22 protein-coding genes are annotated in these 25,968 nt (G+C 37.6%); 18 read left to right on the forward strand and 4 right to left on the reverse strand.

What is annotated here, in order from left to right:
• Positions 1–24 precede the first annotated feature (24 nt).
• From chrA to AC3WLU_RS07895, 4 genes are all read right to left on the reverse strand, one after another.
• Positions 25–576: a chromate efflux transporter ChrA gene (gene chrA, locus AC3WLU_RS07880; RefSeq protein WP_249596930.1), complete on the reverse strand. Its 552-nt coding sequence runs from the start codon at positions 574–576 to the stop codon at positions 25–27.
• Complete coding sequence (gene chrB, locus AC3WLU_RS07885) at positions 576–1,163, reverse strand: chromate efflux transporter ChrB (protein WP_492597078.1); 588 nt, start codon at positions 1,161–1,163, stop codon at positions 576–578. Before chrB ends, chrA begins: the two co-directional genes overlap by 1 nt.
• A 424-nt stretch (positions 1,164–1,587) precedes the next feature.
• On the reverse strand, positions 1,588–2,460 hold the full coding sequence (locus AC3WLU_RS07890) for a DMT family transporter (RefSeq protein WP_492597079.1): 873 nt from the start codon (positions 2,458–2,460) through the stop codon (positions 1,588–1,590).
• A gap of 587 nt (positions 2,461–3,047) precedes the next feature.
• A complete protein-coding gene (locus AC3WLU_RS07895; protein WP_057275681.1) occupies positions 3,048–3,257 on the reverse strand; it encodes a hypothetical protein in 210 nt (69 codons plus the stop codon).
• A gap of 664 nt (positions 3,258–3,921) precedes the next feature.
• Between AC3WLU_RS07895 and AC3WLU_RS07900 the strand changes: the two genes are divergently transcribed.
• The 18 genes from AC3WLU_RS07900 to AC3WLU_RS07985 all read left to right on the forward strand — a co-directional run bounded on the left by AC3WLU_RS07900 (position 3,922) and on the right by AC3WLU_RS07985 (position 25,954).
• The gene (locus AC3WLU_RS07900; protein ID WP_063577207.1) at positions 3,922–4,284 is read left to right on the forward strand and encodes a group I truncated hemoglobin; all 363 of its coding nucleotides are present in this window, start codon (positions 3,922–3,924) and stop codon (positions 4,282–4,284) included.
• A 280-nt stretch (positions 4,285–4,564) separates the two neighbouring features.
• A complete protein-coding gene (locus AC3WLU_RS07905) occupies positions 4,565–5,236 on the forward strand; it encodes a GntR family transcriptional regulator (RefSeq protein ID WP_057275683.1) in 672 nt (223 codons plus the stop codon).
• A 469-nt stretch (positions 5,237–5,705) separates the two neighbouring features.
• Positions 5,706–7,172, forward strand: coding sequence for a 4-hydroxyphenylacetate 3-hydroxylase family protein (locus tag AC3WLU_RS07910; protein WP_278089395.1), 1,467 nt, complete (start codon positions 5,706–5,708; stop codon positions 7,170–7,172).
• Positions 7,173–7,200: 28 nt separating this feature from the next.
• Complete coding sequence (locus AC3WLU_RS07915; RefSeq protein WP_053533966.1) at positions 7,201–7,992, forward strand: carbon-nitrogen family hydrolase; 792 nt, start codon at positions 7,201–7,203, stop codon at positions 7,990–7,992.
• Positions 7,989–8,666, forward strand: a complete 678-nt coding sequence (locus AC3WLU_RS07920; RefSeq protein WP_194719360.1) for a DUF2848 family protein — start codon at positions 7,989–7,991, stop codon at positions 8,664–8,666. The genes AC3WLU_RS07915 and AC3WLU_RS07920 overlap by 4 nt, the downstream gene beginning before the upstream one ends.
• Before the next feature lies 1 nt (position 8,667).
• Positions 8,668–9,384 carry a cupin domain-containing protein gene (locus tag AC3WLU_RS07925; protein ID WP_105718789.1) on the forward strand — a complete coding sequence of 239 codons (717 nt, stop codon included), beginning with the start codon at positions 8,668–8,670 and terminating at the stop codon, positions 9,382–9,384.
• 502 nt (positions 9,385–9,886) lie between these two features.
• Positions 9,887–10,708: a bifunctional riboflavin kinase/FAD synthetase gene (locus tag AC3WLU_RS07930; RefSeq protein WP_413002252.1), complete on the forward strand. Its 822-nt coding sequence runs from the start codon at positions 9,887–9,889 to the stop codon at positions 10,706–10,708.
• Positions 10,708–11,169, forward strand: coding sequence for a flavin reductase family protein (locus tag AC3WLU_RS07935; protein WP_057275883.1), 462 nt, complete (start codon positions 10,708–10,710; stop codon positions 11,167–11,169). Before AC3WLU_RS07930 ends, AC3WLU_RS07935 begins: the two co-directional genes overlap by 1 nt.
• Before the next feature lie 91 nt (positions 11,170–11,260).
• Positions 11,261–12,034, forward strand: coding sequence for an IclR family transcriptional regulator (locus AC3WLU_RS07940; RefSeq protein ID WP_492597080.1), 774 nt, complete (start codon positions 11,261–11,263; stop codon positions 12,032–12,034).
• Positions 12,035–12,355: 321 nt separating this feature from the next.
• Complete coding sequence (locus tag AC3WLU_RS07945; protein WP_057275687.1) at positions 12,356–13,669, forward strand: MFS transporter; 1,314 nt, start codon at positions 12,356–12,358, stop codon at positions 13,667–13,669.
• A gap of 267 nt (positions 13,670–13,936) precedes the next feature.
• On the forward strand, positions 13,937–15,220 hold the full coding sequence (locus AC3WLU_RS07950) for an MFS transporter (protein WP_413002247.1): 1,284 nt from the start codon (positions 13,937–13,939) through the stop codon (positions 15,218–15,220).
• Positions 15,221–15,321: 101 nt separating this feature from the next.
• The gene (locus AC3WLU_RS07955) at positions 15,322–17,052 is read left to right on the forward strand and encodes an amidohydrolase (protein WP_413002245.1); all 1,731 of its coding nucleotides are present in this window, start codon (positions 15,322–15,324) and stop codon (positions 17,050–17,052) included.
• Between the two features lie 694 nt (positions 17,053–17,746).
• Complete coding sequence (locus tag AC3WLU_RS07960) at positions 17,747–19,102, forward strand: APC family permease (RefSeq protein WP_063577201.1); 1,356 nt, start codon at positions 17,747–17,749, stop codon at positions 19,100–19,102.
• A gap of 27 nt (positions 19,103–19,129) precedes the next feature.
• Positions 19,130–20,755 (forward strand): amidohydrolase, encoded by a 1,626-nt coding sequence (locus AC3WLU_RS07965; RefSeq protein WP_492597081.1) that lies wholly within the window; start codon positions 19,130–19,132, stop codon positions 20,753–20,755.
• A gap of 33 nt (positions 20,756–20,788) precedes the next feature.
• On the forward strand, positions 20,789–21,688 hold the full coding sequence (locus AC3WLU_RS07970; RefSeq protein ID WP_492597082.1) for a carbon-nitrogen hydrolase: 900 nt from the start codon (positions 20,789–20,791) through the stop codon (positions 21,686–21,688).
• A gap of 538 nt (positions 21,689–22,226) precedes the next feature.
• Complete coding sequence (locus AC3WLU_RS07975; RefSeq protein ID WP_153246179.1) at positions 22,227–22,367, forward strand: hypothetical protein; 141 nt, start codon at positions 22,227–22,229, stop codon at positions 22,365–22,367.
• 1,069 nt (positions 22,368–23,436) lie between these two features.
• Positions 23,437–24,741, forward strand: a complete 1,305-nt coding sequence (locus AC3WLU_RS07980) for an MFS transporter (RefSeq protein ID WP_057275692.1) — start codon at positions 23,437–23,439, stop codon at positions 24,739–24,741.
• A 295-nt stretch (positions 24,742–25,036) separates the two neighbouring features.
• The gene (locus AC3WLU_RS07985; RefSeq protein WP_492597083.1) at positions 25,037–25,954 is read left to right on the forward strand and encodes a class II fructose-bisphosphate aldolase; all 918 of its coding nucleotides are present in this window, start codon (positions 25,037–25,039) and stop codon (positions 25,952–25,954) included.
• The last annotated feature ends 14 nt before the right edge of the window (positions 25,955–25,968 follow it).

Consider the following 25,968-nt stretch of genomic DNA (forward strand, 5'->3'; position numbering starts at 1 on the left):
CCCCTAAATAGGCGGATTTTTTATTTATGTGAGCGGGATGATAAAGCCGCCATACGCAAAGGCAAGAATGATTACGAATGCAGGGTGGATCTTGAATTTACCTAAAGCCAAGAAGGCCAATCCAGCGATGAAGATTGAATGGATGTAGCCGATGGACCCGACCGCGTCCGCTGCCATATTCCAGGTGAGCAATAACATCATGATCGCGATCACGGGCTGTACAAGTAGTGACATGCCTTTTACGATAGGCGATTGCTTGTATTTTCGCAGGATTTTTAATAGATATATCAAAGCCACGGCTGAAGGGATGATCGTGCCTGCCAATGCAGCTAGAAATCCTGGCCAGCCATATACATCATATCCGACATATGCGGCTATTTTCGTGGCGATGGGTCCAGGGAGTGAATTTCCTAACGCGAGCATTTGTGAGAACTCGGTATTATCTAGCCAGCCATAACGGGTGACGATTTGATCATACATAAGCGGAATCGAAGCCGGACCTCCGCCGTAACCAAGAATATTGGCAATGAAAAACGCTAGAAAAACAGTAACTCCTATTGGGATAATAATACCCATTAAGCGGATTCCTCCTTCCTATCAGTCTTTTTATTTTTCAATCTATCCTTTAATTTATAATGAAACGCTCCATATAAAAGAAACATCATAATGACGATACCTGGATGCAGGGAAATGACCTGCAGAAGCAAAAAGGAAATCGCAAAAAAGGTGATTCCGAGCACCTTTCCTAACCCTTTTACCGCCTTTTCGCCAAACTCATAAGCCATTTGACCAAGCATGACAGCGACAACCGGCATGACAGCAGCGATCATATTACTGATCATTGCCGAATTACTTAGAACATTAATGAACGCAATCAAGAAAACCATTGCAATGCATGAAGGTAACATGTGAGCGGCCACACTTACGATGGCTCCCGGCCAGCCTTTTAATTTATAACCAAGATATGCTGCCATCTTCGTGGCAATCGGTCCAGGGAGTGTATTGGCAATCGCCAATGTGTCCCCGAATTCATCATCGTCAAGCCAGTGATAACGGGAAACTGCTTCGTGGCGGATGAGCGGGATGACAGACGGCCCGCCGCCGAATCCTAATATCCCCGTTCTCATCATTCCAATCGTCAATTCCGTATATGGATTTTTCAAAAACGATTCCTCCTTTGTTATAAAATTCAGCATTCATTTCCAAGATTATGAATTAATGATAACAAAAATTCTTTCGAAATGTACATGAAATTATGATAATAATTACGTAATGAATGTATTTTAGGGGATTTTCGATATAATGGGTTGAAATAAGCAAAAGAAAGTATCTTTTTGCCTTGAGGAAGGAAGTTTGGATTGCATTAGACAAACAAGCTAGTATAATGCTATTCACTCTAGTGCGATGGGGTATTGGATTCCGCCTTATTAAAGGGGGATAAGAAGGAGAAATTATAAACCAAAAAACAATTTTTCTGCAAGCCCCCTTTTTTAAACCTAAAAAAGAACCCTATGGGCAGCCTGTTTCAGAGTGACTGCTCTATAAGGTGCATTTTTTAATATATAATTCTAATAAATTTAATGTGGGTCATTCTTCCCGAATGACTAATAGCACACCGGTAAAAATTAAGATTGTACCGATCCAAAAGGACAAGCCGATTTGTTCACCTAGTATTAACCAACCTAAAAAAGTACCGACTATAGGCTGTAAAAAGAAAAATAGTCCGCCACTTGAAGCGGTAAGCATTTGCAGTCCGCGATTCCACAGTAAAAAGGCACATGCTGTTGAAATAACGCCCAAGTATAGAAGGCCGCCCCATATGGATGGATGCATGATGGCTTGAAAATCAAGCTCATCCAGTCGACTGATCGTAACAGGGGTTAAAAGGACAATTGCCACTAGCACGGCATAGGTCGTTATAACAATTTGTGAATATTGTCCTGGTACACGTTTGATTAGAACAGACATAAGGGCCCAAGTTAACGCAGCAATAAGCAGTGATACGCCCCCAAGTTGGTGAGATGAGCCAATATGGGCATTTCCGACAATGATACCGACACCGATTGTCGCTAAAATAACAGAAATTGATTTTTTAAAAGTGATTTTTTCTTTTAAAATGATCCGTGCAAATATCACCATAAACGCAGGTGTTGTTGAAGTAATGATGGCGCCCATTTGCGCAGAAGAAAGTAGCGTGCCAACTTCCTGGGTTACGATGGAAATGGTGTTCCCAACAAGTCCTATAATGAAAACCAAAAGCCAGTCCCGTTTGTCGATCCGCCAAGATTGTTTTGTTATTAAACCAATTGTCAGCAATGCTAAAATCGCAATTACATATCGTAATAATACTAATTCAAGCGGCGGAACAACGTCTACCACAACTTTTACCACAACATACATCCCGCCCCAAATGCTGGCAGCGAGTGATAAATATAAAGAACCTATTATCGTGTTTTTCATTTTTGTACCCTCCGTTTTAACTTAACTTTTCCAGTCCTTAACGGAGATGCAGTTTTTCTGCCGTTAAGGAAGAAAAACTGCAGGTACATCATTTTCGAATAGTGGTGACCACAACATCAGCTTTCAGCTCACTTTCCAAAAATATTTATTTTCAATGATGTTAGCTAATTAAAAAGCTATTCGGAGCTACTACCGATCATTCGTTTCAAACGTCAGTAAGTTATTACCATACTCATTTAAATATACAAGATTTTAGATTAATAAAACAACAAATTATAGTATTTAACCTAGCGTACCATTAAGATCATTCGCATTATACTAAAACTTAAAACACAGGAAAAACCCCAACCTTAAAAACTGGTGGGTTTTATATTTGGTTCATGGATTCTAGTAGGAATAGAAAGAGGGAATTTTAGGGAAGGGAATCAAATGGTACAGTAATTATGCTGATCAAATTGCCGGCAGCGGTAATGATGTAAATAATAATCTGGAAAGAAAAGGTGGATTAGGATTAATAGTCCCTTAAAGAGTTTAATCCTAATCCACCGTTAAGGTGAATTTAGTGTATGTCCTTTCCGGTAGCATCACTATCCGTTATATTTTCTTTCGATTTTCCTGAACTCATCTGATAGTTCAAATAACGTGTGTAAGACGGCTGTTTGAATATATAGATTCATATAATTATCATTGCTCTTCTTTTGAAAAGATAAATCATGTTTTTCATTGATTTTCCGAGTTATACATTCATTAATTTCGCTCCACATTTCTTTCGTTCCTTCTTTAAATTTAGTCTCCATAATCTCCCACTCCTTTTTTATTAGTTTATCCAATCTATTACATTCTTATACTTATTTTTTGGCCAAACTGGTAAATTTTTTATCTTAAAATTTATGTATTCAGTTTTTTTGGGTATCCTTCTGTTTGAGTGCACACTCGAAAAATAGGAGAGGTCATCACCCAAAAGGAACGCTTCGCTCAGTTTTTAGACAAAAGGGCTCTATCTAAAAGTTAAAAAAGCTGATTGGAACGGATGGCGGCCCCCCGCGGAAAGCGGGTGCCTGGAGGCAACGTTCAAATTGTACAATCCCTAAAAGGGGGCAGGGTGTCATTATCGCATTCCTTCTCTATAGTTACTTTAATTGAGCCATATTCTTGAGTGATGTATTGTACAAATGACAAGAGTTTGGAATAATTAGCATAATGATATTACATGTAAACTTTTATCGATTCATGAGCAGATTTTCAACGAAAACCATTCGAGTAATCTGGCCTTCTTTCATACCTAGCTGCAAGTAGAGTCCAAATTCTATCTTCTAATCCAATTCCAGTAATTTTACGCCTTTAGGGGACAGGTTAGTTGCAAGGGTACTAGAGCAGAAGGAGATATTATTGAAAGATAAGGAATAAAATCCAATTTTCTACAAAGAATACTTCTATTAATTACAAATTAGGAGTGTGGATATGGAACAAACTCTTTATGAAAAAGTCGGCGGAGAAGAAGCGATAGCAAAAGTTGTGGACTATTTTTACTCCGAATTGGTCCTTAAAGATGAGACAGTTAATCATTTTTTTGAAAAAACGGATATGGAAAAGCAACGAAGTCATCAGACAAAATTTATTAGTTTTGCATTAGGCGGCCCAAAACAATATTCTGGACAATCCATGGCAAAGGCGCACCAAGGATTGAATCTGCAACCTGCCCATTTTAATGCCATTGTCAAGCATCTTAATGATGCGCTTGCTCACTTTGGGGTGAATGAAGCTGACAGAGATACAGCTTTGACTAAAGTTGCTTCACTAAAAGATGATATTTTGAATAAATGAATATCGATCCATCCCCCATCTGGGGGTTTTTATTTGGATTTTTTTATCCTTTTGTTACATGTTTTTGACTTCCATAATAATGATTTTTATATGAAGTTGCGTTTTAAGAAAATTACAAAGATAATGCCCGTTTTTTAAAATTCAGAAAAATGGAAAATATATTATTGACTTATGTCTGTAGTATTATGTATTATGTATACATAACACATATGGGATTTAGCCAATCATATAGATTCAAGTTGTTCGAATTGTAAAGACTTATCAAAAAGGACGGATTAATATGGCAGGAATTCATTTAAAACCAATCGAAAAGGAAAGAACAACACAAGATAAAGTTTATAATCAAATAAAAAAAGCCATTTTATTTGGTGGTATTACCAGTGATGAAATATTTACAGAAGTTCAATTAGCGGAAAGGTTAGATACTTCAAGAACTCCGGTAAGGGCAGCTATTCAAGATTTGGTGAAGGAAGGATTACTTGTTTCCATTCCGAGGAAGGGTTTAACTGTAAGAAAGATTACTCCAGAGGAACAAGATGAAATCTTTTTACTAAGAAGTGCCATTGAAGTTGAATCGGTGAAAAAACTAACAAAAGAAATTACATCACCTGAACAACTGAGGTTGCTTAAATTAATTCTGAAGCAGCAAGAAGAAGCATTGCAAAATGATGATGCTATTAGTTTTATCAGGCTAGACCATGAGTTTCATCTCTCGTTGACAAGACTGGCAAACTTCACCATAATAGAGCAAGTTTTGAACAATCTTCATAACCTTACTCAGCTAATGGGGTTAAAAGCAGTCAGTAAACTTGGGAGAATGAAAAATGTTTTAATGGAACATACCCAGATTATCCAGGCTTTAGAGGAGAAAAATCCCGAACTGGCTTCACAGGCGATTTTAAACCATTTGGAAAAAACAAAAGAAACATTGATTATTGTTGATAATTCCTGATTTTCTATCAAATGCTTGAAGGGAGGGATTGCTCCAAGTAAAGGTAGTTTACTATATTTCTAGGGGAAAAAAAATAATGGTTTTGAATAAACTTGCCTGTGAAATGGAAGATTTACAGCAAGGTCAAACCAATTCTCACGTTTAGAGCAAAAACCTTGGAGAAATTCTTCCGTATGCTTTTTCCTGGGTTTTTGCTTAAATAGTAAGCCATAGTGTTGAAAGATACGACTATAGTTCATTGCAAATGAAAGCGTTTACCCGTCGTTAATGTTCATAGGTGAAAATATTTAAGGGATAAACATTAAAATTCAATATGACTTTACCGACCATAATTACATGATAGGAATTGGCAAAGCCTTTGATGTATACACAATACATAATACATTAAACAAAATACAATTAAGGTTCGCCTTTTAGCTGTTAAATCGTTAAAACATGTACTTATTCAAACATATAGGAGGAATCAGGTATGGTTAGAACAGGTAAAGAATATTTACAGACATTGAAAGATGATAGGGCAATCTACATAAATGGGGAACGAGTAAAGGATGTGACGACCCACCCAGCTTTTACGGGAATTACCCATACCATTGCAGGCTTATACGACCTAGCATGGGATGAATCTCAGAATATGACATACAAAACTGAGGACGGTACGCTAGCAAATAAAATTTATATGATTCCAAGGAGTCGGGAAGAACTTAAAGAGAGAAGATTGGCGATTTCTAAATGGTCTGAAGCAACTTGTGGATTTGTCGGAAGAAGCCCTGATCACGTTGCCAGCTTTTTGGCTGCTTTTGCCAGTTCACCCGAAGTGTTTGATCGTGGAGGAGAAGGTTATGGAAATAATGTTTTGAATTTCTATAAACATGTGCGAGATCAAGATCTATATGTAACATACGTTATTATTCCGCCACAAATTGATCGAAGTAAAGCAGCTCATGAGCAGGAAGATAAATTTCTCCCAGTTGGAGTGTACGAAGAAAGGGAGGATGGAATTATTGTTCGAGGTTCTCAAATGCTCGGTACTGCATCAGCCGTATCCGATTACCTTTTCGTAAGTTGCCTTACACCACTCAGACCTGGTGATGAAGATTATGCTTTGTCTTTTGTCCTGCCGATTCATGCAAAAGGATTAAAATTTTATGCGAGGCCTGGTTATGCTGAAAAATCACCAAGCACATTTGATTACCCATTGTCCTCCCGTTTTGATGAAAGTGATTCATTAGTTGTTTTTGACGATGTATTTATTCCTTGGCAAGATATTTTTGTTTACAAAAATATTGACATCGTGAGAGCTCAGTTCCATGAAACACCAGCTCATGTATTAGGCAATAATCAAGCGCAAATAAGATTTAGTACTAAATTAAAATTTTTGATTGGTGCTGCCCGAAAAGTTTCTGCGATGAATGGAATCGATAAAATCCCTTCAGTCCAAGAGAAGTTAGGGGAACTCGCTTCTATTGCGGCTTCAGTAGAAGGTAATCTTTTAGCTTCGGAATATAATTGTATCATCGACAAAAACGGTGTGGCACGACCAAATCCACGTTTCCTTTATGGTGTAGTCGGTCAACAGGAAACCATCTATGCTTCCACTATTAAAATTTTACGGGAGTTATGCGGTGGAGGCGTTTTACAATTACCATCCTCATATAAAGAGCTCATCAATCCTGAAACGAAAGATGATATGTATCAATATATACGTTCTACGGGAGTTGGGGCTGAGGAGAAAATTAAACTATTTAAGTTAGTATGGGATATCATTGGTTCAGAATTCGGCGGCAGGCATCAACAGTATGAAATGTTCTATAATGGTGCACCTTTCGTCACGAAAGGCTTTTCATTTAGAAATTACGGCTATGATGAGCCGGTTCAAATGGTGGATGAATTTTTAGGAAGCTATTCACTTCCCACTCAAGTGGAAGAACTAATATAAAAAATATAAATGAAAGGGTGGTGCAGTAATGAAAATAGCATCGATACAATTGGAGATTAAAGATAGTGAGTCTAAATCTGCTCGCATAGATCGTGTGGAGTCAATGATTGATGGATTAAAAGGACAAGATTTAATAGTTTTACCAGAAACGTGGGCAACGGGGTACTTTTCTTTTGATCGCTATATAGACGAATCAGAAGAATTGAATGGCGATTTTGTCCAACGTTTCTCCGCAAAGGCCAAAGAAGTTAAGTCATATATATTTGCAGGTAGTTTTATAGAAAAAAATAATGGAAAATACTACAACACAAGTGTTCTATTTTCTCCGGATGGGACACTAATAGGAACCTATCGAAAAATGCATTTATTTCGTTATGGTTCAAAAGAAGGTCAAATATTGACGAGAGGAAATGAAACAACTGTAGTCGATACAGAATTCGGGAAAGTTGGCTTATCAACTTGTTATGATTTGCGATTTCCTGAATTGTACCGTGCAGAAGTGGATTTAGGAGCAGAGTTACTTCTTGTTACATCTGCTTGGCCGCATAGAAGACTGGAGCATTGGAAATTATTCAATTCAGTTCGGGCATTGGAAAACCAGTGTTTCTTGATTTCGAGTAATTGTGTTGGAAATACTAATGACGTCCTTTTAGCTGGTCATAGTCAAGTGGTTGACCCATGGGGGATTGTTGTGGCTGCTGGAGGAGATGAAGAAACTATTATTAAAACAGAGATTGATCCGGCTCAGGTTGCTAAAATTCGTGATGTATTCCCTAATTTGAAGCACCGGGTATTAGATAGGCAGGAGGAATTCAGTTGATAAATATTAATGTTTGTGGAAGAAATATTGTCGCGGACCCTAAACGATTACTTATTGCCGGCTATACGGGAAAAGACCAGGAATCTGTAAAAAAACATATTGATGAATTGAAGGAGATCGGCGTTCCGGCTCCTCCACAAGTTCCGATGATTTACGATCTTTCAACAAATCTCATTACGACAAATAACTCAATTTCAGTTATCCAAGAAAGCAGCAGCGGAGAAGCAGAAGTGGTCATCATGAAAATTGAAGGGAAATGGTATTTAGGACTAGGCAGTGACCACACGGACCGCGGGCTTGAAAAAGTGTCTATTCAGAAATCCAAACAAGTATGCAGCAAACCTATTTCAACACAATTTTGGGCCTTGGATGACGTAAAAGATCGATGGGATGACATTGAAATGAGAAGCTGGATGATCGTCGATGGGGTGAAAAACGAGTACCAAGCAGGCAAGCTAGGAGAATTCTTGCATCCTGAAGAATTGCTCAAAATTATCGAAGAACGTGGCTATGATAGTGAGGATATGATTGTGTTTTGCGGAACATTACCGATTATAAATGGCGAATTCATTTATGGTGAAGCATTTTCAGCAGAATTATATGATCGTTTAACAGATAACAAAATTCAATTGAATTATCAGGTTCATATTTTAGTGGATGCGGAGGTAGTTTGAAATGGAAAAATCAAAAATGAAAATTGATAGAAAACCAGAGTTGGAATTTGTTGAGTATAAAACCTTTGAGGCCGTTCCTTCAAAAACGGTAGAAGGTGCATCTCAACGAATTATTGCGCAGATTCCAGATACTAATGTAGCAACTCGTATCCTTGAATTGGAAGCAGGTACTGATACATCGCCTGATGGCGTGCAAGTCCATGACTTTTGGGAGGAATTATATATTATTGAAGGCTCCTTAATCGATTTACGTCTAAATGAGGAATTTACAGCAGGAATGGTTGCATGCCGTCCTCCAGGGATGGAGCATGGTCCATGGAAATCACCTAATGGCTGCAGGATTTTCGAAGTTCGCTATTATGCAGATCAGAAAAAAGAAGAACATGAATTTGTCGATCATACCACTTTTGAAGCGCAGCCTTTTAGTAAAGTTAAGAGCCTTTCTGAAAGAATCATTGCTTCTGACCCTACTACAGGGGTCGCTACAAGAATTCTTCATAACGGTCCAGGGACAGATACATCTCCTAATGGCGTGCAAGTCCATGATTTTTGGGAAGAATTATATATTATTGAAGGATCTTTAATCGATTTGCGTCTAAATGAGGAATTTACAGCAGGAATGGTTGCTTGCCGCCCTCCAGGTATGGAACATGGACCGTGGAAATCACCTGATGGCTGTAAGATTTTCGAGGTCCGCTATTACTCCACGGAACAATAAAGAGGCATGTACCGGGCTTCTGCATTCCTATAGCAATATGGCAATCCATCAAATGGCTTCTCGTGACATCAAACAACGAGGAGCCTTTTATCTCTGATATATTCTTCCACAGGGACCAAGTGCTGAATGCTCAAATTGATAATTGGGTATCACAGGAAGCAGGTATGTGAATGTTCTGTGTGATGGATTATGTATACAGAATTCATTACACAGAACCCTTTAATCGTTAAAAAATGAGTGCACATTCAAGATTATTTGGAAAGTTGTTGATTCCGCATGAATGGGTAATACCCGTCCACTGGAAACGAAACTTGGTCCTTGGTTAGCAAACGGATGCAAGGTTTTTGAAGTCCAGTATTCCATTAAATAAAATCGACAACACCATTTTTTCCCCTTTGACAAAATTTTATTAACTTAATGACGGAGAAGGTGAAGCAAGTTGGAAGTTTACCATTTAACACATCCACTAAAGGGATCCCTATATCCAAGGGAGCCTCATGTAATGGCATTAGGTTTTTTTGACGGTGTTCATTTAGGTCATCAATCTCTGTTAATGCAAACCAAGAAAATAGCTGAAAAGAACAATCTTAAATTCACGGCGATGACCTTCGATCCACATCCAAATGAAGTAATCAAATTGGAGAAAGATTGGAGATATATAACTCCCCTGGCTTTAAAGATTGAAAGGATGGCTGCCATTGGAGTGGATAAACTTTTTGTCATAAAGTTTAATTTATCATTTGCTTCCCTTTTGCCATCTGATTTTATTAAACAATATGTTTTAGGTCTTCAAGCTAAACACTTAGTTGTGGGATTTGACTTTACCTTTGGTAAAAAAGCTCAGGGGACTGCTGATTATTTGCAAAAAATGAGTAAAAATAACCCTTTTGATGTATCCGTGATTTCAAAACAGGTACATAATGGCGAAAAAATAAGTTCAACCATAATCAGGAAAATAGTAAGGGACGGAGATGTCCACCTTGTTCCTTACTATATGGGACATCATTTTGAAGTTAAAGGGGTCGTTTATGGTTCAAATAGACATAAACACGATAAAAAGAAAAATATGGAGTTCCATACCGAAAATAAGTATATCCTGCCAGCACCAGGTGTATATCATGTAGAAATCAAAACCTGGAACAAAACTTGTCAGGGGTTATTTATAAGATATGGGTCCAGCAGGAAAAATGATGAAATTAGCGGTCAAGTTATAGAAATGCTGAAGGGAGGTGTTGCGGAAGAAGTGACGGTTAAATTTTTAAAACAGATACCTTTTGAGTCAAAGTCTCAGTGCAGTACAAATTTTAAGGAGGTTATAAAATGATGGATGATAGAAATTTTAGAAATGCGATGGGGAAATTTGCTACAGGAGTAACAGTGATCACGACACTTTTAGAAAATGAAGCACACGGTATGACGGCGAATGCATTTATGTCAGTTTCCCTTAACCCAAGGTTGGTTATCATATCCATAGGCGAAAATGCTAAAATGCTAGATAAAATTAATGAATCTGGAAAATTTGCTGTAAATATATTGTCAGATGCCCAAAAAGAGTTATCCATGCATTTTGCAGGGCAGATTAAAGATAATCGCCAGATTGAATTTGGCTGGATAAATGAACTTCCAGTAATAAAAAATGCTTTAGCAAACATCGTCTGTAAGGTCCATAGTAAACAAATAGCTGGGGACCATACACTCTTTATTGGAGAAGTAACTGAACTCGACATTAGCGAAGGGGCACCACTAACCTTCTATGAAGGGAAATACGGCAAAATACTCAGCTAAACTTATGGCAGGATTATTGTTTAAGTTTAATAGTTAAAGTTGTGTGAGCTTTCTAAAAAGGGCTTTTGTTGTGGTTAAGGAGGGGAAACTCATGCAAAGCAAAAATAAGACAGTCGTCAAATCAATGGATATCCTTACTCTTTTCTTAACGCATTCAAAGCTAAGTCTTAATGAAATCGTACAGTTTTCAGGGATACCGAAAACATCTGTTTTTCGAATGGTGATGTCACTTGAAGAGACGGGTCTTCTCGATAAAGATAGAGGTGGAAAATACTCACTTGGGCTGTTATTTCTTCAGTTTGGCCATTTAGTAGCTGAACGGTCCGATATTCGAGAAGTAGCTCTGCCGATTATGCAAAAACTTCATGATAAGGTAGGGGAAGCCGTTAATCTCATCGTACTTGATGGCAATGAGGCAATCTGCATCGAAAAACTGGATTCAAAACAGCGGGTAAGGCTTAATACGGCAATTGGCCGGAGAATGCCGCTATATGCCGGAGCGTGTTCACGTGTTATTCTCGCTTTTCAGCCGAAGTATGAACAGGAACAATATTTAGAGCAAACCGAACTGAAGTCGATCGCATCTGGAACGATTACAGTTAAAGAGAGACTTCGTACTCTTCTAGAAGAGACTCGAAAAACGGGATTTACGGTCAGTCACTCGGAACTTGAAAATTATATATCTGCGGTAGCCGCTCCTATTTTTGATCATAAAGGTTATATCATAGCGGGCATTAGTGTTGCAGGTCTTGAGGTGAACTATGAAAAGGAGTTGTTGCCTCCATTGGTTAAAAAGGTTAAGTGTGCAGCACTCGAGATTTCATGGAAATTTGGATATACCGATAAACATCTTTGCTTAGGTTGATATATCAATATGTCCACGGTTGAGAACAAATGGCGATTGTCTTTAAGCTTTTTCACCAGAACGACTTTTATCTTTATTGACTGTATTTCTATAATGTATTGTGTATACACAATACATTATACATAATACATATTGAGTTAAAAGCTCATTAACTCATGTTCAAGATGATTACGGATGGGAAAGCAATACGAGAGGTAAGAGTCAGGCTCTCTACCTTCTATTAAAGAAAATGTGGAAGAACTATCGGAAGGCCATCTTGATAATTCTTCAACATCTAAGAAACCACATCCAGAAATATAACTAATTCGGAGGTGTGTTAAATTGAGTGGGAAAAAGAAATTGGACAAGAAATCAAAAAAGATATTATTTGCGAGTTTACTTGGCAGTACCATTGAATTTTATGATTTCTTTCTTTATGGAACCGTTGCTGCACTTGTGTTTAATAAACTGTATTTTCCTAATGATGATCCATTTGTAAGTTTATTGCTTGCTTATGCATCATTTGGCATTACTTTTTTTATACGACCTCTTGGAGGGCTTGTATTTAGTCATTTGGGAGACAAGTTTGGCAGGAAAAATACTCTCGTGCTTTCACTTTTATTAATGGGAGTTTCTACCGTCTGTATTGGACTCCTTCCAACATATAGCATGATAGGGCTTTGGGCACCAATCCTCCTTGTTTTCTTTCGTCTCGTTCAAGGTATCGGGCTTGGCGGAGAATGGGGAGGAGCAATACTCCTAGCAGTTGAATCTGCGCCTAAAGAAAGACGTGGCTTTTTTGGAAGCTTTCCTGCAATGGGTATCCCTCTTGGGATGTTACTTGGGACATTTTCCATTTCATTAATGAGTTTACTTCCAGAATCACAATTTCTATCATGGGGATGGAGAGTGCCATTTGTCTTAAGTGCGATTTTGGTTGTTATTGGTATTTGGATCCGAAAAGGGATTGAGGAAACCTCGGCATTCAAAGAAGAAAAAGAAAAAGGAAACGTCGTAAAAATTCCACTCTTTGAGACACTCCGATATCATTGGAGAGCGGTATTGATTTCTTTAGGTGCAAAATGTGTTGAAGTGGGCCCATTCTATTTATTTTCCACATTTTTCATCTCCTATGCTACAGAAACACAGGGTTTTTCAAGAACTACAGCTTTAAATGTAGTTACGGTGGCAACAATCGTTACAGCAATTTGCATGCCATTTATGGGAATGTTGTCTGATAAAATTGGCCGTAAACGTGTCTTTCTTATTGGGACAATCGGGATAACTCTTTTTGCCTTTCCATACTTTTATTTGTTTTCCTTACAATCTACTCCTTGGTTATATGTTATTTCAATAGTAGGATTAGGAATTCTATGGCCTCCAATTGCGGCGACTATTGGTACAATGTTTACTGAAATGTTTAATACGAATGTTGGCTATACAGGAATAACACTTGGTTATCAAACAGGCTCTGCATTATTTGGTGGAACTGCTCCAATGATTGCGACTATATTAGTCGGCGCTTACAATAATTCTTGGATTCCTCTGGCATTATTTTTAGTATTTCTTTGTATCGCCTCTCTTATTTCAGTATTATTTGTCCGAAATAGTCAAAGTAACAGTATTCCTCTCTCTGAAAGTAGAACAATCGACTAAAAGGATTCAGAAAATCCAATAGGTGGGTAATGGTTTGTTTTCTACTGGGAGATCGTTGGTGAAGAAAAATCGAATCAAATGTTTGATTTAATCTTTAATAATAGTAACGTTTTCACAGTCGATGAAGATTAAAGTTGGGCGGTAGCGGTTGCTGTTAGGGATGAAGAGATGCTTTACGTTGGTGAAAACTTTGAGTGATTGAAATCTGAAGTTAAGCAGAAAAAATTAAATATCAGGATTCCATTATCCATTAAGGGGAGGGATATTTTGAAAAAGAAGCCAACAAAGGTTAGATGGGGACTTGCACTGTTTTTCTTTATCATCGGTGTAATCGCTTACATGGATAGGTCAAATATTTCTATAATAGCAAAGCCTATGATGGATGATTTAGGATTGGATAAAGTTCAGTTTGGTATGCTTGCATCATTATTCTCATTAGGTTACGCGTTAGTTCAAATTCCAGCTGGACTTTTGGCGGAAAAATTTGGGCCAAGGAAAATGATTGCATTTTCTCTTATTTGGTGGTCAGTATTTACAGGTCTTACAGGTTTAGTGAAATCTCACAGTCTTTTGTATGTAGTGAGATTCTTATTTGGAATAGGTGAAGGACCAATGTTTCCATCTAACGCCGTATTTAATACAAACTGGTTTAGAAAAGATGAAAAAGCTAGAGCTTCTAGTGCCCTATTGGCAGGTTCATATTTTGGACCAGTTATAGCCCCTATCGTAACGGTTTATATCTATCAATACTTTGGCTGGCAAGCTGTATTTTACATTTTTGGTATTTTAGGAATAATGATTGCAGCTGTATGGTGCGTTATTGCCAGGGACTATCCTGAAATTCACAAATTAGTTAATGAACAAGAAAAAGAATATATACTTGAAAACAGAGAAATTGTTGAAACTGCTAAAGTAAGGGCACCTTGGAGTAATTTTCTGAAAAACTCTCAATTTTGGGCGTTAGGAGTGCAGTATTTTGTTGTTTTATATATTATTACTTTCTTTTTAGTTTGGTTACCTACTTATCTATTGGAAGATAGGGGATTCTCATTAAGTAAAATGGGATTTGCTGCAAGCCTACCATGGTTGGCAATTCTGATAACTGTAATGTCTGGTGGAATTCTTTCCGACTACTTAGTGCATAAAGGATTTTCAAAACAAATATCTAGATCCTCTTTAGCAATAACAGGCTTATTAGTTTTTATTATTTCAATGTACCTGGCTGTTATGACAGTATCACCATATATGAATGTTTTGTGGTTATCATTATGCTTGGGCTCACTCGGATTCACAGTAGTGTGTTCTTGGGCCGCAGCTACAGACTTAGGGAGAAACTTTTCTGGATCAGTTTCAGGTTGGATGAACTTATGGGGGAATTTAGGAGCATTTGTATCACCGTTATTATGTGGATGGTCAGCAGAAAACTTTGGTTGGAATATCACTTTAGGAGTAACGGTAATCCCTGTGTTTATTGCAGCTATATTGTGGGTGTTTGTGAAGCCAGATACCTCTTTACTAAATACAACTGAGCAATTACCAATGAATTTTTAGTATTTCAAGTGGATTAAATAGTTCAATGTCAAATTTTTTTTAGTTCCTATAGAAATTTGATTACTAGGGTGAAAAAATCAATCGATAGGGGTTTGATTACGATGAAGAAAAAATACTTCTTACTTTTTTTTATAGCTTTGCTTTTTAGTTCGGTATTTACCGGGTGTTCGTTGGAAAAGAAAAGTTCAAATAAGGTGACTGGGAAGGTAACTTCGAATCAAACGGCTGATTTGATTTTTAAAAACGGTGAAGTCTACACAGTTGATAAAGATCGGAGTTGGGAGAAAGCAGTTGCGGTTAAGAATGGCAAGATTCTCTACGTTGGTGATAACAAGGGAGCTGCAGCCTTCAAAGGGAACGATACCAGAGTGATTGATCTAAAGGGGAAAATGGTCATGCCTGGGTTTACCGACAGTCATAACCATGCGTACCTAATGGCAGAAAGCCTTTTTTGGCTAAGTCTCAATCCTTATTCCACAGTGGAAAAACGCCAACAGGCTATCAAGGATTACTTAAAAGAGCATCCCAATATAAAGCAATTACGTGGAGTAGGCTGGGATGACATCAAACGAGATAGTAAATCCAGAGGGCTGGCTCCTAAAGAATTGCTTGACCAAGTTGTCCCTGATATACCTGCTGTCTTTATCTCAAACGGCCATCACAGTATATTAGTCAACTCAAAGGCTCTTGAGATTGCAGGGATAGACAAAAACACCCCTGATCCGCAAGGTGGGACTATTGAACGTGATCCTAAAACAGGAGAGCCGACAGGAGTTTTAAACGAATTTTCCGCCGAAAACCTTGTAATTAACGTTCTTCCTCAACCGGACTTTACGGTAAAGCAGTATAAAAAGACGCTTTTAACTTGGCAGAAAACAGCTGCAGAGGATGGAGTTACCTCAGTATTCGTGCCTGTTCACTACCCAACGGAAAGTTTGCTTAAAGCATTTGAAGAGCTTGATAATGCGGGTAAATTGACCGTGAGATACGATTTAGGGTTATGGGCTGATGAAAACAAAGGGACAAAGCAAATCGGGAGATTAAAAGAACTCCGTGAAAAATATCAAGGAAAGTCGTACAAGATAGATACAATTAAAATATTTGCTGATGGTGTCGGAGAAAATAAACTAGTTTGGGATCAAAATGTATTAGAGAAGACCGTGGCAGCTTTGGATAAAGAAGGTTTTCGCGTCTATATCCATGCGATTGGCAATCAGGGGTTTTACCCATCTCATAATGCTTTAGACGCTTTTGAATATGCGGCTAAATTAAATGGAAAAAGGGATTCGCGTCATGTAATCACCCATTTAGACTGGATAAAGGAAGATGATGTTGCCCGGTTTAAGGACTTAGGAGTAATACCTACTCCTCAACCTTCCTGGTTTGGTAAGGATTGGTATGCCAATGTAAGAGGTGAGGGGTTGAAGGAACTTAATCATATGGGTAGCTATTTTGAAGCCGGAATACCGGTTGCTTCATCGAGTGATTTTCCTTCAACAGATACTTTTAAAAGAGATATGTATCCCCTTACAGGATTAGAAGTAGGGATAACGAGATTGGATCCAGACAAAACCACAGAAGACGATCTAAATAAAGTAGTGTGGCCTAAGGAAAAAGCTTCTCTCGAAGATATGATTACTAGCTATACAATCAACGGAGCTCATTTGATTTTCCAAGAGGATGAAAGAGGTTCTATAGAGGCGGGCAAGAAAGCGGACTTGATCGTTTTAGACAAAAATCTCTTTCAGATTCCAGTAACGTCAATTGGTGAAGCGAAGGTCTTGATGACTTTTTTCGAGGGGAAGGAAGTATTCCGTCATCCTAATTATTAATGCATCCTATATAAAAACACTTGTTGAACAATTCGAAGAAGATAGGGAAATTGTCAACCATGTGTTGCCCGTTCACTACAGGCACATTTGGATACCGTGGTCGTTTTGAAAAACTGGAAGCAGACAAAAGGATTGTCAAGCACATTAAAAGGTTTAACAAGTTACTTGGCAAGCATAAAAAAGTTGGGTTGATATCCAAGGATGCGTATACCTTTAATTAAGAAGTGGCAAAAAGATTGCAAGAAAGACCTGGGTTACCAAGTTGATGTCAAATTATGTAGTTTCAAGGGAAGGGATGTTCGTGGTCCCTTTTCTTATACTCATAAATAAATAAGTTTTGAGGGCTTTTTCTATATGACACAGTAGTAATAAGCATTAATCGCATCTTAAACAATCGCGGGATTTGCGTGTCATATCAGATACAATTTAACGATGACGCCATTACGGCACGTAGCTTATTTCGAACCTTATTCGTATGAACCAGAATACACGGTGAGACATCTTCGTAGCTAATGACTATTATGCAATCATAATTAATTGATGCAATATTGCATAAAACTAGTAATCCATTAAGTAGTCAGTATATTTTAGTTATTGGGAATATACGGATAATTCAACCGTTAAATAATCAATCTCCGCTTGGTATGGTATTTGCATATAAATTAATTAATCACGAATAAGGGTGGAGTGATACATGGAGAATGCAAAATTAAGACGTTCGTTAACAGTATTTCCCTTAGTGCTATTTGGATTGGCTTATATGGCACCTACAACAGTTTTTTCAACTTATGGAGTTGTTGCGGAAATAACGAAAGGGATGGTGCCGGCTGCTTATATCATAGCTTTGGTAGGTATGTTGTTTACAGCCTATAGTTATGGTCAAATGGTCAAGGCCTACCCTGTTGCCGGTTCTGCTTATACATTTACTCAAAAGGCCCTTAATCCTCACCTTGGATTCTTAGTGGGATGGGTCATCCTATTGGACTATTTATTTTTGCCAATGATCAATGGATTATTGATCGCCATTTACTTAAACGCGTATTTTCCATCCGTTCCCTTTTCCGTCTGGTTAATTGCCTTTGTCATTTTAATCACCGCTGTAAATATAATTGGAGTGAAAATAGCAACAAAAATAAATCTATTATTAGTTGCCTTTCAATTCTTAATAATCGTTATATTTACATTCCTCTCGATTAAAGGGGTACTGAACGGAATGGGTTCAGGAACATTATTCATGAGTTCTCCATTCGTGAATGGCGATATACCGCTATCTTTAGTATTGGCAGGATCCTCCATTTTATGTTTATCTTTTTTAGGATTTGACGCTGTTACCACATTTTCGGAGGAGACCATTAATCCGAAAAAAATGATACCAAAGGCCATTTTCCTCGTCGCATTAATAGGAGGAGGTCTGTTTGTCGCCATCTCATACATCAGTCACCTTGTTTACCCGAATTTCCAAGCCTTTAAAGATCCAGATTCCGCTTCCTTGGAAATTGCCATGTACATCGGGGGTCATTTATTTCAATCTATTTTTCTAGCAGGATACATTACCGGGGGGCTGGCTTCCGGTTTATCAGCTCATGCAAGTGTTTCGCGGCTTTTGTATGCGATGGGGAGAGATGGAGTTCTTCCAAAGAAAATATTTGGTCATATTCATCCGAAATTTCAAACTCCGACATACAACATCATCTTGGTGGGTATTTTTGCTTTATCTGCTTTATTTGTTGATTTAGTGACAGCCTCATCCTTTATTAACTTTGGGGCGCTTGTTGCATTTACTTTTGTCAATCTTTCGGTTATCTCCCATTATTTTATTAGAGAAAAACAGCGAAAAGGAATTAATGCACTTAAATATCTAATACTTCCAATGATCGGTACGAGTTTCACAATTTGGTTATGGACCAGTCTTGATTCAAAGGCACTTTTACTCGGACTAGGATGGTTCGGAATTGGTGTCATCATGCTGCTTTCAAATACGAAAATGTTTAGTAAGCGGCCGCCAGAGCTTTCTATTGATAGTGCGATTGAAAAAGAAATTCAAGCATAAAAGCTTTATGCATCAAGGAGGATAATAATGGTAAATGCAGATATCATTCTTTCTGGTCAACATGTTTTTACTGGATTACAAGATGAACCTATACAGGCAGCTATCGCTATTAAAGATAATAAAATGATTAAAATCGGTTCTAAAGACGATATAATGTCATTCCTTGGAGATCAAACAAAGGTGTATGACTTCGAAGAAGGGCTGATCATTCCGGGATTTCATGATTTTCATATGCACATTATGATGGGAAGCATTTTACAGAAGGATAGTGCCAAATTATTTGATGCAGCTTCAGAAGAAGATGCAGCCAAAATAGTAGCTGAATTTGCAGAAACGAGACCAAATGATGAGTGGATATTCGGTGTTGGCTGGGATCATACCAATTGGAAGAATAAAGTGCTGCCGCATAGAACGACACTGGATAAATATATTTGTGATCGTCCCGTTTTATTATTCAATGCGGAAGTGCATTACGCATGGATCAATAGTAAAGCGATGGAAATGATCCAATTAACGAAGGATACCCCAAGTCCGGAATATGGGGAAATTGGAAAAGATGAAAATGGGGAACTGACAGGCCTTCTATTTGAACAGGCAATTGGGTATGCATCAGAACATGCATACAAATTACCGAAAGAAAAACGTGTAAGCCTATTCCAAGATTTTCTTAATGAAACAAAAAGGTTGGGAATCACATCCGTAAATGATTTATACGGAGCTAAAATTGCTCCGAATCCATTAGACGACCTTGAAATTTTTAAGGAATTTGAGAGAGAAGGGTTACTAACAACCAGAATTCACTTTTCGCCGGAGTTAAAAATGGATGTAGCTGCCGCCAAGGAATTACAAAAAAATTATCAGTCAGACAGGCTTACCTTTTCTGGATTAAAACAATTTATAGATGGTGTCGTGACTAGTCATACTGCTTTTTTATTGGATCATTACAAAGACCGTCCAGAAACAAAAGGCGGGACCACTTTTCCAGCTGAAACAATTAAACAATTAGTAAAAAAGGCAGATAAGGAAAAATTTCAAATTCGTTTCCATGCTATTGGTAACGGTGCTGTCCGCTTAGCATTGGATGCATTTGAAGAAGCGAGAAACTTAAATGGGGAAAGGGACGCCAGACATGTCATTGAACATGTGGAGGTATTGCATCCAGACGATGTTCATCGCTTTAAGGAATTAAATGTAATCGCCTCATTTCAACCTAAACATATTGAATTAATGGAAAGTGAGGCATATACGGCCAGAATCAGTGAAAAACAACAACCACTCTATTATCCTATCAAAACACTCATGGATACTGGTGCAAAAATTGCCTTTGGTACAGATTTTCCTGTAGTGCCCTTAAATCCAATGATGGGCATTTATCAGGCAATCACGAGAAAAGATTTAACCGGGAAGGCATGGCAAGAGTCGGAAGGAGTAACATTAGCAGAAGCGTTAAAGTATTACACGGCTACACCGGCATTCGGGTCTTTCAGAGAAAAGGAATTAGGCACATTGGAAGCGGGGAAGATAGCGGATATCGCAGTATTAAATAAAAATTTGTTTAGCATATCAACAGAGGAAATTCTTGAAACAGAAGTAAAGATGACGATCATGGATGGAAAGATCGTATATGAAAACCAGGTCGTCACAACCGTATAAGATAAAAAATGATAAAAGGTAGGTAGAGAGAAAATGTCAAAAGTGAAAGTTGGGCTTATTCAAATTCATTGCGGGGAATTCATAGCGGAAAATGTTCAAAAAACGATAGGGAAAATAAAAGAAACAGTAAATAAAGGCGCACAAATCGTTTGCTTGCAGGAATTATTTTCTTCGCAATATTTTCCGCAAACGGTTAGTGTGAAAAATTATGATTTAGCAGAAGATGTAGATAGCGGTACATTGGCCGCAATGGGTGAATTGGCTAAGGAATTGGCCATTGTCTTGATTGTCCCTTTTTACGAAAGAGCAGGTGCTGGTATTTATTTTAATAGTGCAGCTGTATTTGATGCTGATGGGGAATGTTTAGGGATTACAAGAAAAAATCATATTCCGGATGGTCCCCAGTATCATGAAAAATATTATTTCGTTCCAGGCAATACTGGATATCCTGTCTATGAAACGGCTTATGGAAAAATAGGAGTAGGGATTTGCTGGGATGAGTGGTATCCAGAAGTTGCCCGAATTTTGAGCTTACAAGGTGCAGAAATATTATTCTATCCTTCTGCTATTGGTTCAGAGCCAGATCATCCCGAGATATCAACAAGATCATCCTGGGAAAAGGCAATTTCCGCTCATGGCATTTCTAATGGTGTATTCGTTGCTGCGACAAATCGAGTGGGCCAGGAAAAGGACATGAATTTTTACGGCGGTTCATTCATTAGCGATACATTCGGGAATATTTTAGCTTCACTTGATGAGGAAGAAGGAATTATTGTCCAAGAAATTGATTTAAAAGAAATAGAAGAGACTAGAAAAATTCTGCAATTCTTTAGAGACCGTCGTGTCGATACATACGGTCCTATATTACAAAAAGAAATACTCCCGACCCCATCCCCTTCAAAAAAGGGAACAAACAAAGCGCTGTTTAGTTGATATGTAAGAAATAGCAGGCCGGAGTACCTGCTCAGACTGTAGGCAAACCTGATAATGATCGAGTTTGCCGAAATCAATTCATATTCCACTCTAGACACTCGTTTTCCGCGGGCGGTCCGGGAGCCTTCTAGGCACGGCGCCTGTGGAGTCTCCCTTGGAGAGGCTAAATTTTAGGCGAAGCTATTAGTGGCAGAACTAAATACACTGTGCTTGCAGCAGTTACAAATAATGACTGACTGCATTGCTTGGATAATCTATCGTTGAAATGATAAAAACCAATTTTCCTATATGGAGAGTTGGTTTTTTACGTTATTCATCGGTCGTTAATGTAACAGGCATTCTATTTCTTGCTTTATGATCGGAGCTGTCGCTAAGGCGGCTTTTTCTTATAAGACGGTTAGCTAAGAACAATATGGGAAATACTAAGAGAATGAAATTCTTACCGAATTTTCAGAAAAATACATTGACGGGAAAACAAGTTTGTTATATATTATTAATAAGTTTAATTTATTGTTATATAACAGAAGGGGGAATCTAGATGATGAACATTTATGACAAAGCTTATGAAAGTTATTTAAAGATTTGTGAAAGGTATGAAATCGAGTCGATAAACATTGACCATTTCATCAAAAATTTAACTAAAGATCAGTTGGATGAATACAGTAAATTAGCCGTTTAAACGAAAGGACGTGATTGCAAAGATGGACCTCCCGGTTGATGTAGATGTAGAAGCCAGTTAGAAACCCCACCAGTTGCTATGGGAACCAGGTGGGGTTTTGTCATATGTTTTAAGAGCTTATTTTTAATGGGATAACTCGGCATGTTGCACAGATGTTGGCAATTTATACGCGAGATGGCCCTCTTTATTTGTTGTTGATCACTTTAATAGCTCGCCCGAAGACAAAGATAACTATCAATATGTTCATCGTATCCATGGTCATGTTTGCGAAAGAACCTTCTTTTGTTCAAGGACGTGTATAGGGTAAAGCCGGTATGATTAATAGGTAGGTAGCTTGTAATTGCTGGTGTTTTATTAGTTCATCTGATCTTATAAAATCAAAGCAATAAAATATCATTTACTATTACATTACTAGTAAAAGAGAAAGGCTGTGTCATAAACTTTAAGGGGGAAGGGTGTAAAATTCAGAATTTTCTTGAAAGTGGTTTCTGCACATGTTAGAATTCATTTCAAGTAAGAATATTATAAATAAGATGATTTTGATTTTTTGTTGAAACTACGTTTCCTAATAAGCAACGAAAACCGAAAATGAAGGGACTAAAGAATCTATCTAGGAAATAAAGTCTATGGCGACGCCTTCTTGCCTAGTACCTTAAAACAAAAAATCAGTACATTGATTGTTATACCGTTCGACATAACTAATCATTCTTTTTATACAAAATTTTTTGGTTATAGAAAGGAACGGTGTTGCTTATTAGGAAACTGGAAGTGTTGATTAAACATCTTCAGTTTTAATATTCTTCAAATCTATTTATAAGGGGGGGAGAAAGATGATTTGAAGTGCTTCATTGGACGGGAAATAATAGGTAATAAAATTAGTTTACAGCACCGGTAAAAGTTATGGCGATGTATGTTAATGATTTATTTTGTGGAGTGGAAGAAATGTAAGCGCTTGTATAAAGGTTATCAGTTGGTAATGTACCGTATTTTTACTTTAACACCGTAACTAGTTTAGAAAAGGCACAACTTTACATGATGGAAATGAAATCATTCAGGAGGTTTTTGTTTAATGAACAAACAACTGCAGCTGAAAAAGAAATCTAAATGGAAAGTTCGTTATACTGTCTTATTCGTATTATGGTTATGTTGGCTGTTTTCTTTCCTGGACCGAATGGTAATCACTATTGCATTGCCATATATTGGTGAAGATCTTAATCTTACGGCAACAGCTCAAGGGTTACTGTTAAGTATTTTCTTTGCGGGGTATGCACTGTTCCAAATTCCGGGCGGGATGTTATCAGATAAATTTGGCTTTCGTCGTGTGATGAGCATTGCGATTGTTTGGTGGTCAATTTTCACATCATTGACTGGTTTTATTTTTTCTTATCCACTTATGTTACTTATTCGATTCGTTTTCGGTTTAGGTGAGGCATGTTTACCAGGTGCTGCTTATAAAGGAATAGCTAACTACTTTCCCAGTAAACAACGAGGAACAGCTACTGGAATTCAGTCAACAGTTAATACTTTAGGACCGGCTATTGCTGCTATTGCTGCTGCAGCAATTATTGGGGCATTTGGATGGCGTACCGTTTTTATCGTAATGGGTATTCCGGGCATTATACTCGGTCTGTATATCTGGTTTAAATTCAAAGATAATCCGAAAGATCATCCTAAAATGACGAAAGAAGAGCTTGCAGAATTAGAGGAAGACATTGAGAATGAAAAATCGAATGAAGAAAAAAACTCAGGAGTTTCCTTTAAGGAACTATTTAAAAAACCGATTTTATGGCAAATGGCGTTCATTTGGTTCTTCTTTGATATTACTTTCTGGGGCTTCACTTCTTGGCTTCCATCTTATCTGATAAATGTTAGGGGGCTTTCTTTAATGGATACTGGCATTTTCAGTGCCTTACCGTATTTAGTAGGTACAGTCTCCATTATTCTTGGTGGGTATTTGTCAGATAAAGTAAAAGGAAAGAGGAAATGGGTGTTTATCCCTAATGCTGTAATTAGTGGGCTGGCATTATTATTAATGCTTCAATCTACTTCCACTGCAGTGGTCATTACGTATCAATGTGTTGCTGCATTCTTCATGTTCTTAGCTCAAGGAGCATTCTGGGGACTGGTTGTTGACACGCTTCCTGCGAAAATAATGGCTGCAGGTTCATCTACTGTTAACTGTTTCGGATCGATTGCAGGATTTATCTCCCCGTTATTAATGGGTTATATGATTGAAAGCAGCGGTGGTTCTTACAATTCAACTTTCATATTAATGATTGCAGCCATCATTGTAGCAGCAATTATTGCCCTTACGATTGGCAATAATACCGAAAAAGAAAATTCATTAAAGTCAGGAACAATAGTGGAAGCCTAATTTGAATTGCTAATTTAGTAAGTAAATGGATTCATTTATCTTTGTTGAGAATGTTTTTTTACGTGGTAATAGCATTATATTTAGAAAACCCTTGTTGAAAAGAGGCTGTCAGATGCCGAATCCTGTACATTGAAATACAGACGCTTTTTTTCAGATAGTGGGTAAGAAAGAGGGGGAAATGTTGGATTTTCAGAAAAGTATTTAAAATTAAAAGGGAACATTGTTGCTTATTAGGTAACTTAAAGGGCGTGAATGAACGAAATAAGTTAAATCATCTTTAAGGGAGTTTGAATGAATGAAAGTAAATATAAAACCAAACAATGTTAGTTCATTAACAAAGCTACTTGCAGTAGCTACGCAAAATCAATTTGCTGTCGGTTCGTTTACCCCTAGAGCTACAAAGATGGTAGCTCCTATACTTAGAGCGGCCCAAGAAAAGAAATCTGCGGTTATTGTTCAAACTTCTGAGAGGGAGCAGGAACGATATGGAATTAATTTAGCGGAATTTAGCCGAGAGTTTTATCGTGTGATCCAAGAGGAGAATATTACGATCCCTGCTGTGTTACATTTAGACCATACGAAGGATTTCAATGTAATTGCAGAAGCCATCGAAGTTGGTTTTACATCCGTTATGATTGATGCATCAGAGCAACCATTCAATAAAAATATTGAGATAACAAAAAAGGTTGTTGAGTATGCACATTCAAAAGGCGTAACTGTAGAAGCTGAATTAGGCAAGATAGGGACAACCGACTTTATTGAAACCGACGTTGATGAAGAGCTATTTACAGAGCCTGAAGAAGCAAAACAGTTTGTTGAAGAGACCTGTATTGATGCATTAGCGATTTCTATCGGAACTTCACATGGGGTTTATCTCGTTAAAGATCCAAAAATTGATATTGATCGTTTAATGGAAATTCGTGCATTAACATCTGTACCTTTAGTGTTACATGGCGGTTCAGGCACTCCTTCAGAGATGATAAAGAATGCAATTCAAATTCCTAATGGTGGAATTAGTAAAGTGAATATTGCAACAGATTTAGAACATATGATGATAAAAACTCTTAATCGAGAAATTCATGTTACAGAAAAAGAGTGGTCGGAACTACCGACTGAAACATTGACTTTAGTCCAAAACGCAGTTCAGAACGTAGTAAAAGAAAAAATTGAAAACTTTTTAATAAGTAGTGATAGTGCTTCTTACTATGATTAAGGAGTAATATGATA

It is taken from the genome of Peribacillus sp. FW305-BF15, from assembly GCF_058783805.1.